Raw genomic sequence first — 10,643 nt, forward strand, 5'->3', positions numbered from 1 at the left:
TGGCTATCAAAACACCTCCGCTCGGGGTCGCGGCTCGTCGGGGTGTACCCGCTATCCCGACTGTGACTATCGCTGCCGCTCCCCCCGGCGGGGGCGACATCGGCCAGCCAAGACGAGCGCTAGTGACCGAACACCCGACCTGCCCCACGTCCACGTCGTCGACGGCGAGATGATCGACGCCCCACAGATCACGCAAGCGCGGACGATACTCGACCGCGCCCGTGCCGCCGGCGTCGACGCGGAGTGACTCGAAACGACACGTTCGACCATTACAGACACGCTCCCGCCGAAACCCACATCTTCATACCGGGGAATCCGTGATATTCTATCGAGATGGCAGATCCGGGGCAACGCAGTGACACGTCGAGACGGGGATTCTTGAAGGGGATCGGCGGTGCTGCCGCCGCGGCCGCGGCGGGCGTCTCGCTGACGCAACCGGCGGCGGCCGCCGGCGAGCAGGTCGCTCTGCAGTACTTCCACGAGGACTGGCAGACCATCACGAACGACCTCGACCGCGTCGGTTCCCTCGGGTTCGACGCGGTATGGATCCAGCAACCGGCCGAGTCCATCCTCGACTGGTCCGATCAGAGCGGCCGCAACGACCCGCCGCTGGGGTATCAGCCCGTCGATTACAGGAACTTCGACAGTTCGTTCGGCACCGAGTCAGAACTGGAGACGCTCATCGACACGGCTCACGGCAACGGCGTCGACGTCATCGTCGACACCGTGATGAACCATATGGCCAACGCCGACGCCAGTACGTTCCCGCAGTTCGATGACTCGAACTTCCACAACGAGGGCGGCATCGAGCAGTGGGCGTACCGTTTCAACCCGGACGACGACCGCTGTTTCGTTGGCGGCGAACCGAAAGACCCCGACCGCATCGAGTGTGACCCGGATATGATCGAGGACTCGACGCTGCTGGGGCTCCGTGACCTCGACCAAGACCAAGAGTACGTCCGCCAGCAACTCAAAAACTACGTCGACAAGATAGCCAGCCTCGGGGCCGACGGCTACCGCTTCGACGCCGCGAAACACATGGCCGAGTCGTTCTTCGCTGACTACGCCAACCAGTGGGCCGAGGCCAACGGGATGTTCCGGGTCGGCGAGGTGTACTCGGGCAACCGCGAGTACCTGCGGGGGTACGCCAACGCTGGCCCGGGGATGCACGTCTTCGACTTCTCGCTGTACTACACGATGCAGAACGTGTTCAGCGGCGGCGATATGAGCGACCTCGAAGGGGCGGGACTGATCGCGACGGACCCGGGCGTGTCGATGCCGTTCGTCGAGAACCACGACGTGGCGGCGCCGAGTCAGTACGAACTCGCCCACGCCTTCGTCCTCTCCAGTCCGGGGTATCCGATGCTGTACAACCTCTACCCCGACGAGATACTCGCGAACGACGCCATCGCCAACGCCGTCTGGGTCAAGAGGAACCTCGCCGGCGGCGCGGTGCGCTGGCGATACACGGACAACGACCTCGCGGTCTACGAACGCGAGGGCAACCTCCTCGCCGGACTGAACAACGGCGGTTCCGACCGGACGCTCACCGTCCAGACGTCCTGGACCGGACAGGAACTCGAAGACTACGCGGGCAACCGGCCGAACGTCACCACGGGCGGCGACGGGAGCGTCGAGATAACCGTCCCCGCCGGCGGTGGGTGTTCTACGCGCCGCCGGGACAGGGGACCCCGACCGACGGCGAGGAGTCGACGGTGCCACAGGTCACGCTCCGCGTCGAGGCCCCGACGGCCGACGGCGAGTCGGTGTACTTCACGGGCAACGTGAGCGAACTCGGCAACTGGAGCGCCGGTGTCGAAGGGACCTACACCGACGGTGGCTGGGAGGTCACCATCGACGACCCCGGGACCTTCGAGTGGAAGACCCGCCGCGCGCCCGCCGGCGACGACGGCGAGAGCTGGGACGACGACGAGGTGTGGGAGGATGGTGACAACCACACCGAGGCCGACCTCTCGCCGACCCATCAGGGCTGGGCAGACGGCTTCACCGGGAGCGGAGAGTCCCCGCCGACGGCGTCGTTCGAGGCCTCGCCGTCGGCCCCCGCGCCCGGTGAGGCGGTCACGTTCGACGCCTCGGGGTCGTCCGACCCCGACGGCGACATCCAGTCCTACGAGTGGGACTTCACGGGCGACGGGACGACCGACGCGACTGGCCGGCAGGTCACGCACACCTTCGACAGCGAGGGGAGTTACGACGTGACGCTGACCGTCGCGGACGGCAGCGGCGAGACGGCCGACGACACCGCGAGCACGACAGTCGAGGTGACAAGCGACGCCTCGGTCGTCGACCGCTACGACGCGAACGGCGACGGCTGTATCGACATCTCGGAACTCAACACCGGTATCGGGGACTACTTCGACGACGACGCCTCCATCGACGAGGTGAACGCGCTCATCGAGCAGTACTTCGCGTGTCTCTGACCCGCCGAGGGCGAACTGTTTTGTCGGTGTCCGTGCAAGCACCCGTACCGACCGACTGCGGCAGGGATCACCACGATGCACAGATCGAGAACCTACAATCACGCCACCGTTCAGGAGTACTGGGAGTACGTCTGGGACCGCGAGGACGTCTACGAACTCGACGACGACGCCGAGGACCCGCTGTACGTCCTCGGGATGTTCCCCTACACCTCGGGGAACCTCCACATGGGACACGTCCGGAACTACGCGATAACCGACGCCTACGCGCGGTTCAAGCGGATGCAGGGCGAGAACGTCCTCCACCCGATGGGGTGGGACGCCTTCGGCCTCCCGGCCGAGAACGCCGCCTACGACCGCCACACCGACCCCGCGTCGTGGACCGACGCCTGCATCGAGCGGATGCGCGAGGGGATGGCCGAGATGGGCTTTGGCTACGACTGGTCCCGGGAGATCAGGACCTGTGACCCCGAGTACTACCGCTGGAACCAGTACTTCTTCCGGGAGTTCCACGAGGCGGGACTGGTCGACTACGAGGGCGCGACCGTCAACTGGTGCCCCGACTGTGAGACGGTCTTGGCCGACGCGCAGGTCGAACCCGCCGAGGGGACAGCCGGCGAGGACGACGGCGAGGTGTGCTGGCGCTGTGGCACGCCCGTCACGACCCGGGACTTGGATCAGTGGTTCCTCCGGACGACCGAGTACGCCGACGAACTGCTGGACGGACTGGACGACTTAGAGGGGTGGCCCGACAGCGTCACCGAGATACAGCGCAACTGGATCGACCGACAGGAGGGCGCACGCGTCGGCTTCGACGTCGAGAGCTACGGCACCGTCGAGGTGTTCACGACCCGACTCGACACTATCTGCGGGGCGACGTATCTCGCCGTCGGCCCGGGCCACGACCTCGCGGCGACGCTCTCGGAGACCGACGACGCCGTCGCGGCGTATCTCGACGGCCTCGACGAGGCCGACCCGGAGACCCGCGGGGTCGAGACGGACCTGACCGCGACCAACCCGGCTACCGGCGAGGAGATTCCGGTGTACGTCGCGGCGTACGTCCTCGACGACGTGGGGACGGGCGCGGTGATGGGCGTCCCGGGACACAACGACCGCGACCACGAGTTCGCCACCGCGATGGACTGTCCCATCAGGAAGGTGGTCGAACCGCGCGGGGACGGCACCGTCGACGTCGACGTGACAGAAGGCCCGTACACGGGTGCCGGTCGCCTCGTCGACAGCGGCGAGTACTCGGGGCTCTCGACGGCCGAGGCCCAGTCGAAACTCCTCGCCGACCTCGACGGCGCGACCGAGGACACCCAGTACCGCCTGCGGGACTGGCTCATCTCCCGCCAGCGCTACTGGGGGACGCCCATCCCCATCGTCCACTGTGAGGAGTGTGGCCCCGTTCTCGTCCCCGAGGCGGACCTCCCGGTCGAGTTGCCGGAGTTCGTCCAGACCCGCGGCAACCCCCTGGAGGACGCCACCGAGTGGAAGTCGACGACCTGTCCGGAGTGTGGCGGCCCCGCCGAACGGGAGACGGACACGATGGATACCTTCGTCGACTCCTCGTGGTACTTCCTGCGATTCCTCTCGCCGGATATCGAGGACGCGCCGTTCGACGTCGAGACGGCCAACGAGACGCTGCCGGTCGACGTCTACGTCGGCGGGAAAGAACACGCCATCCTCCACCTGCTGTACATCCGCTTTTTCGCCCGCGCCCTGTCGGACGTGGGCCTGCTGGACCACCGCGAACCGGTCGAGCGCCTCATCAATCAGGGGACGGTGCTTCACGAGGGCGAGAAGATGTCCAAGACGAAGGGCAACGTCATCGCGCCCCACGAGTACGGCCCGGAGACGACGCGGCTGTTCGTGCTGAGCGCTGCCCACCCAAACCGGGACTTCGACTGGGCGGCGAAATCCGTCGGCGAGGCCTACGACCTCCAGCAGCGCATCTACGGGATGGTGTACGACTTCGTCGACGACCCCGCGACGACCGAGGAGGCGGGCGCGGCCGAGCGGTACGTCCACCGGGAACTCGACCGGACCGTCGCGGCGGCGACGGCGGACTACGACCGGTTCCGTACGCATCAGGCTATCGGCGAGGTCCGAGGACTCGCCCAACTGCTGGGCCGGTACCGGAGCGACGGCCCGGTCCACGAACCGACGTTCCGCCGCGGCCTCGAAGTGTTGCTCAAACTCGTCGCGCCCGTCGCCCCGTATCTTGCCGAGGAGTGCTGGAATATGCTCCGGGCCGGTGGACTGGTCGTCGAGGCCGACTGGCCGACGCCCGACAGCGACGTTTCGGCCTACGCCCGCGAGCGAACACTCGTCTCGACGGTCCAGGACGACGTCCGTGACATCGTCGAGACGGCCGGCATCGAGGACCCGTCGTCGGTGGAACTGGTCGTCGCGCCCGAGTGGAAGTACGCCGCGTACGAGGTGGCCCGCGCGGCCGACGACGAGGCGAACGTCGCCGAGGCAATTATGTCCGACGACGAGATAGCCGGCCACGAGGGAGCGGGCGAGTACGCCGCCGACTTACAATCCCGGAGTCAGGCCCTAGAGCCGCGGCTCGACCGGGCGACGGAGACGGCCGTCCTCGGCCGGGCGGCGTGGCTGCTGGCTGAGGAGTTCGACGTCGAGGTGTCCGTCGTCGACGCCGCGGACGCGACCCGGACCTCGCCTCGCGGGCGGCCCCGGGCCGGCCGGCCATCCACATCGACTGAGAGCCGGCACCCGGTGTCGGGGCGTTCCACAACACTTAGCACACGAACCGACGGAGTGTGTGGTATGATCCACAGCGACTGGGGCGAGTGGCTACCCCGCGCCGTCGAGGATGCGGACCCCGACGGCGTCGCCCTCTGGTATCTCGGCTGCAACGGCTTCTTCGTGAAAGCCGCCGACGGGACGACGGTCCTGATCGACCCCTACCTCGGGACGGGCGACCCGCCGCGGACCGTCCGGATGGTCCCGGTCCCGTTCGCGCCCGAGGACGTGGGGCCGGTCGACGCGGTGCTGGCGACCCACGAGCACACCGACCACGTCCACGGGCCGACGCAGGGCCCCATCATCGCCGACAGCGATGCGCCCTTCTACGCGCCAGACAACAGCGTCGCCGTCGCCCGCGAGGAGGGGTGGGCGAGCGAGTACGGCTTCGACGAGGACCGACTGACGACCGTCGCCGAGGGCGAGACGTTCACTGTGGGGAGTTTCACCGTCAACGTCGAACCGGCGAACGACCCCGACGCCACCCACCCCGTCTCGTACGTGATCGAACACGAGGCCGGGACGCTGTTCCACGGCGGCGACGCCCGGCCCGGCGAGTTCGAGACGGTCGGGGAGTCCTACGACGTCGACCTCGGGGTGCTCGCGTTCGGGAGCGCCGGGATGATCCCGGACAAACAGACCCGCGAGCCAAAGTACACCAAGTGGTACAACGACGAGAACCAGATCGTCGAGGCCGCCCGCGAGGCACGACTCGACCGCCTGTTGCCCACACACTGGGACATCTGGAAGGGGTTGAACGCCGACCCGTCGATCCTCCATCACCACGCCCGGAGCTTCGACTATCCGGGCCGGATCGAGATCGCGGAGATCGGCGACCGGATCGACCTGTAGACGGCGCTGGCGTTTTCCCGGTTGATAAACACTAGGTAACTTTAATACGGCTGCTACACCGAATTGCAGGCATGAGTGATTCACAGGCGTACGATCCGGTGACGGTGTCTTCCGATGGGGTGACCGTCGCCAAGCGGTTCGAGGAGGACGAGTTCCCCGTGCCGGCCATCGCCTTCCGGATCGAGTCGAGCCGTTCGGAGACGGTGTCGGTCCGTCTGGTCGACGTGGTGCCGGACGACGTCGCCGTGGAGGACCTCGGGTTCCACCCGGAGTACGGCAGCGAGTACTGGACCATCGACGACCAGCAGATCACCTTCGAGCGCGACATCGAGGCCGAGTCCGAATACACGACGGTCTACGGCATCCGTTCGACGGGGACCGACAACGTCGAGCAGTTCCTCACGCGGCCGACAATCGAGATGGTCGACCCGCCGCTGGAGGACGACGAGGGCGACGTCCTCGACGAGTCCAGCTCTGACGTAGTCAAAGACGTCATCGCGGGCGAGAGCGACAGCGTCCCCGGCCTCGACGACGACGAGGACGAGGAGATAGAGACGCTCAATCTCAAAGACCCCAACGACCCCAACAGCGAGGCCGGCGGGGCGGCCGACGCCGGCGGTGCCGAGGGCGACGGCGACGCCGCTCAGAACGGAACGGGCAGCGTCAACGTCACCCGAGCGATGGTCGCGGAGATTCAGCGCGGCGACGTCGACGACGAGGTGCTGTCGGCGCTCCAGCAGGTCCTCGGCGGTGGCGGGACGAGCGACGGAGCGACCGACGCCCGGATCCAGCACCTCCAAAACGAGATCAGCGATATCGCGGCCTACACCGAAGCGCTGGAGGAGTTCCTCGCCGAGAACGGTACCGGCGAGCAGGTCATCGAGGACTTCCGGAACCAGCTCAACTCTTTCCAGAGCGAACTCGACGACATCCAGTCGATGGCCGTAAAGAACCGGGAGGCGGTCGAGAGCGTCCAGTCGACGGTCGACGGCGTCGACGGCCGCATCGAGGACGTCGAGGGCACGGTCGGGTCGCTGGACGACGAGGTCGGGTCGCTGCGTGATTCGGTCTCTACCGTCGAGGACGAGGTCGGATCGCTCGACGAGACTGTCGGCGAGATAGAGGGCGAGGTTCAGTCTCTGGACGAGACGGTCGACTCCGTCGAGGGCCGGGTCGACAGCGTCGAACAGCAGGTCGGCGACGTAGAGGGCGTCGAGGAGAGCCTCCAGTCCCTCGAAGAGCAGATGGAGGATCTCCGCGCCGAGATGGACTCGGTGTCCAGTCAGGTCTCGGAGGTCGACGTCGAGTCCGAGATGGCGGAGATCGAATCCGAGATTGAGGAACTCAAGCAGTGGCGCGAACAGCTCTCGTCGGTCATCGGCGGCGGCGGGGACTGAGCGCCGAACCGCGTCCGTTTTATCCGTCGCTGTCGTTTCGATTCCTATGACCACGGTCAGGGTCGCCGTGCCGCGGAAGGGGCGACCACTGGAGGCGGTGCTCGAACGGATCGCCACGCGGACGGGCACGACCGCCCTCGCCGACGACATCACGTCGACGCTCCGCTTCGAGAAGGCAGTGACGAAAGACGACCAACAGGCCGAAAGCGGCGTCTACGAGCGTCTCGCGGAGTACAGCGACACGACCGACTCGACGGCTCCCGAGTACACGCTGTTGCGCGACGACCGCGACGGGATGCCCAGACGCGTCGTCTTCGACAGCGTGACCATCCCGACCGACGACGTCGACGTCCAACTCGTCGGCCGGGAGGAGCCGTTCCGGGCCCTGCGGACCCACGAGTTCGCCCTCGGGTTCGACAGCGCTGACCTCGTCTTGGAGGAGGTCGTCCAGTTGCGCGGGGACCCCCTGCGGAGCCTCGCCGAAGTCAACGAGCGCATCGACCCGATGGACACCGACGTTCGGGTCCACACCGGCCTCGGCGACACGGTCTATCACACCCTGCTCGCCACGCCGGCGGTCGCACCGACCGGCGACACGCCCATCGACCGGGAGTTCGTCACTGGCTACAGCGGGCCGCTGTGTATCTCCCCGCGCTACGAGCGACTGGTCGAGGCCGTCCTCGGGACCGACACGCTCGACGGCGTCTCTTTCGTCTACCCGGAGGAGGGCGTCACGGAGGAGGCCGCCGTCGCCGAGGCGGGACTGGGCGTCTACCTCACGGTCACCGGGTCGACCGCCCGCGAACACGGACTGGTCGTCGGCGAGTCGCTGTTCCCCAGCGAGACGGTCCTACTGGAGAACACCGCCGAGTCCGACGCCGCCGCCGACACCGTCGCGTCGCTGTTCGCCGAGGCCAGCGAGGAGACCGCGCTCCCGCCGTCCTGAGGGCGTTCTTGGGCCGTGGGAAATTCTCTCACGATTTAACTGACTGGCTGTCGAACCGTCAGCTATGGCTCCACACAGGCCCGCACACGAGGTCGAACTGTTCCGCGAGGACGACGCCTACGTCGTCTACGTCGACCTGCCGACGGCCTCGCGGCCGTCCGTGGAGGTCAGGACACACGGCCAGCGGCTCTCTATCACGGCGCGGACCGACGAGGGCCATCGGATCAGACGGCGTCTCGGCGTCCCGTATCCGGTCGGCGAGGACGTGACGGCCCGCTACGAGGACGGCGTCCTAGAGGTCACTGTCCCGATAGAGAACGGCGTCTCACGGCCCGGCGAGACGGTCTCGGTCGTCTGAGCACTGCCGCCGCGCGTCCTCAGCCCTCTTGGTACTCGACTTCTCTGGGGATGAACGCGATGTCGCCGGAGAATCCCTCGGACTCGTTCGTCCCGGCAGTCTCGTTCCCTCCGCTCCCGCCCTCCGTCACGGGCGTCCCGACGAAGGTCACGCAGTCGCCGTTCTCGATATCCGACGGCAGCGAATCCAGCGTGACGATACTCGCCGTTCCCGTCGTGTCGTCTATCTCCGGGAAGTCGCCGGTTATGTTCGATATCTCGCCGCGTATCTCGACGCCGTCCTCGTCTTGGTAGTCGCTCGGGTTGTCCGCTATCGTCCCTATCTCCGTCTCGCCCGGGCCACACGAGAGCAATCCACAGCCGGCGAGTCCGATTGCGGCCGCTGTGCCGCCGATACCACCCATCTTCTGCAGCATCTCCCGTCGTTGCATAACCATATTTCTCCGAGCCGGTACTGTAAAACTTTCCGGTCGAATGTGGTCGGAACTAGCCGAGAGGCGACCAGAACCCGTTTTGCCGAGCAGTCCCTACCGGCCGGCGATGACCGACCCCGACCTGTCCCGGCGAGCGCTGCTGAAGACGGCCGTCGCCGTCGGGGGCGCAAGCGCGCTGTCTGCCTGCCTCGACGCGCCCGGCACCGGCGGGCCCGTTCCCACGGGCGACCCCGCGAACAAGCCCGACAGCCAGCACGCCTGGCGGGAGTATATCCGCACCGACGACCACGGCAACTCCCTGCTGCCGCGCCACCAAGTGTTGCTGTACGCGACCCTCCCCGGGGACGGACCGCCGAGCGAGAGCGACCGCGAGACGCTCGAATCGGCGCTCTCCGTCCTCGACCGGGCCTACGAGTGGTCTGCCGAGGGCGTCGTCCACTCGGTGGCGTACTCGCCGTCGTACTTCGAGCGCTTCGAGGACGACCTGCCCGAAGCCATCGACCTCCCCGACCCGACGCCGCTGTCGTCGTTCGAGGAGCCGACCTTCGACACGCAGGACATACTGGTCCACCTCGCTAGCGACCGTGCGGCCGCCGTGCTGGAGGCCGAACAGGCCCTGCGGGGCCGACGGGACCGCGCCAACGGCGTCGAGGTGAGAGCCTCGCTGACGGACGTGGCGACCGTCGACTCCCGGCGGACGGGGTTCATCGGGGCCGGCCTCCCCGCTGAGAATCAGGACGCCGAGGGCATCCCCGAGGGCGACCACGTTCCCGAGGCCTCGCCGCTGTTTATGGGATTCAAAGCGGGCTTCGTCGGCAATCAGGCCAGCGAGGACGCCGTCACGTTCGACTCGGGGCCGTTCGCCGGCGGGACGACGAAGACGATGACCAACCTCCGCCAGCGACTGGACGACTGGTACGTCGAACAGGACGACAGCGAGCGCATCGCGGAGATGTTCAGCCCCGGCCACGCCGAGGACGGACTGGTCGAGGGCGTCGGCGAGAACCTCGGGTCCGACAGCCGAATCGACCAGTTCGTCGACGACATCGAGGACGACGCGAGGGAGTTCGGCCGCGTCGGCCACGCCCAGAAGGCGGCGCGGGGCAACCGCGACGACGAGGGCAACGTCAAACTCCTCCGGCGACACTTCGAGTCGACCGACGACATCGGCTCCGACCAGTCCGTCGCCAGCCTCCACTTTCCGACCCTCCAGACCGCCGTCAGCGACTTCGAGGATGTCTGGGAGGCGATGGCCGGCGAGGACCTGCCGGCGGTCACGCCGGCGGTTCGACAGCGAGTCAACAACGGCATTCTGGAGTACATCTTCGTCCGCCGGCGGGGGTACTTCCTCGTCCCGCCGCGTCGCCACCGGTCGCTGCCGACGCCCCGACCCGACGCCTGATAGTGTTTATTGTAGCTGTTTACCGGTGCGACCGCCCGAGTTCGTCCT

The 10,643-nt window shown here is 67.3% G+C and carries 9 protein-coding genes and 1 pseudogene; 9 read left to right on the plus strand and 1 reads right to left on the minus strand.

The features are described 5' to 3' along the window. The 8 genes and pseudogenes from GJ629_RS17140 to GJ629_RS11120 form a co-directional block, all read left to right on the plus strand. A partial coding sequence (locus GJ629_RS17140) for a hypothetical protein (RefSeq protein WP_370515875.1) occupies window positions 1-247 on the plus strand: 247 nt, incomplete at its 5' end. 86 nt (window positions 248-333) lie between these two features. Further along, window positions 334-1,788: an alpha-amylase domain-containing protein gene (locus tag GJ629_RS11085; RefSeq protein ID WP_197428560.1), complete on the plus strand. Its 1,455-nt coding sequence runs from the start codon at window positions 334-336 to the stop codon at window positions 1,786-1,788. Further along, entirely contained in the window at window positions 1,716-2,441 is a 726-nt protein-coding gene (locus GJ629_RS16265; protein ID WP_197428561.1) for a PKD domain-containing protein, read from the plus strand. Before GJ629_RS11085 ends, GJ629_RS16265 begins: the two co-directional genes overlap by 73 nt. 75 nt (window positions 2,442-2,516) lie before the next feature. Beyond that, a pseudogene (gene leuS, locus GJ629_RS11100) lies at window positions 2,517-5,167 on the plus strand (leucine--tRNA ligase). 64 nt (window positions 5,168-5,231) lie between these two features. After that, window positions 5,232-6,059: an MBL fold metallo-hydrolase gene (locus GJ629_RS11105; protein ID WP_157513116.1), complete on the plus strand. Its 828-nt coding sequence runs from the start codon at window positions 5,232-5,234 to the stop codon at window positions 6,057-6,059. 71 nt (window positions 6,060-6,130) lie between these two features. Next, on the plus strand, window positions 6,131-7,456 hold the full coding sequence (locus GJ629_RS11110; RefSeq protein ID WP_157513117.1) for a hypothetical protein: 1,326 nt from the start codon (window positions 6,131-6,133) through the stop codon (window positions 7,454-7,456). Between the two features lie 46 nt (window positions 7,457-7,502). After that, the gene (locus GJ629_RS11115; protein ID WP_157513118.1) at window positions 7,503-8,402 is read left to right on the plus strand and encodes a hypothetical protein; all 900 of its coding nucleotides are present in this window, start codon (window positions 7,503-7,505) and stop codon (window positions 8,400-8,402) included. Window positions 8,403-8,466: 64 nt separating this feature from the next. Then, window positions 8,467-8,760 (plus strand): Hsp20/alpha crystallin family protein, encoded by a 294-nt coding sequence (locus tag GJ629_RS11120; RefSeq protein WP_157513119.1) that lies wholly within the window; start codon window positions 8,467-8,469, stop codon window positions 8,758-8,760. A 19-nt stretch (window positions 8,761-8,779) separates the two neighbouring features. On the opposite strand, the gene GJ629_RS11125 is transcribed toward GJ629_RS11120, so the two are convergent. Further along, window positions 8,780-9,190 carry a hypothetical protein gene (locus GJ629_RS11125; RefSeq protein ID WP_157513120.1) on the minus strand — a complete coding sequence of 137 codons (411 nt, stop codon included), beginning with the start codon at window positions 9,188-9,190 and terminating at the stop codon, window positions 8,780-8,782. Between the two features lie 109 nt (window positions 9,191-9,299). Here GJ629_RS11125 and GJ629_RS11130 point away from each other — a divergent pair, with 109 nt between their 5' ends. Further along, entirely contained in the window at window positions 9,300-10,595 is a 1,296-nt protein-coding gene (locus tag GJ629_RS11130; protein WP_157513121.1) for a twin-arginine translocation signal domain-containing protein, read from the plus strand. Window positions 10,596-10,643: the final 48 nt, after the last annotated feature.

The organism is Halapricum sp. CBA1109 (assembly GCF_009741825.1).
Lineage (GTDB): Archaea > Halobacteriota > Halobacteria > Halobacteriales > Haloarculaceae > Halapricum.

What these genes read in the sequence shown, in the direction of transcription:
- GJ629_RS11085 (WP_197428560.1), top strand. Translation starts at nt 334, where the DNA reads ATGGCAGATCCGGGGCAACGCAGTGACACGTCGAGACGGGGATTCTTG.
- GJ629_RS11125 (WP_157513120.1), bottom strand. Translation starts at nt 9,190, where the DNA reads ATGCAACGACGGGAGATGCTGCAGAAGATGGGTGGTATCGGCGGCACA.
- GJ629_RS11130 (WP_157513121.1), top strand. Translation starts at nt 9,300, where the DNA reads ATGACCGACCCCGACCTGTCCCGGCGAGCGCTGCTGAAGACGGCCGTC.
- GJ629_RS11110 (WP_157513117.1), top strand. Translation starts at nt 6,131, where the DNA reads ATGAGTGATTCACAGGCGTACGATCCGGTGACGGTGTCTTCCGATGGG.
- GJ629_RS11120 (WP_157513119.1), top strand. Translation starts at nt 8,467, where the DNA reads ATGGCTCCACACAGGCCCGCACACGAGGTCGAACTGTTCCGCGAGGAC.
- GJ629_RS11115 (WP_157513118.1), top strand. Translation starts at nt 7,503, where the DNA reads ATGACCACGGTCAGGGTCGCCGTGCCGCGGAAGGGGCGACCACTGGAG.
- GJ629_RS11105 (WP_157513116.1), top strand. Translation starts at nt 5,232, where the DNA reads ATGATCCACAGCGACTGGGGCGAGTGGCTACCCCGCGCCGTCGAGGAT.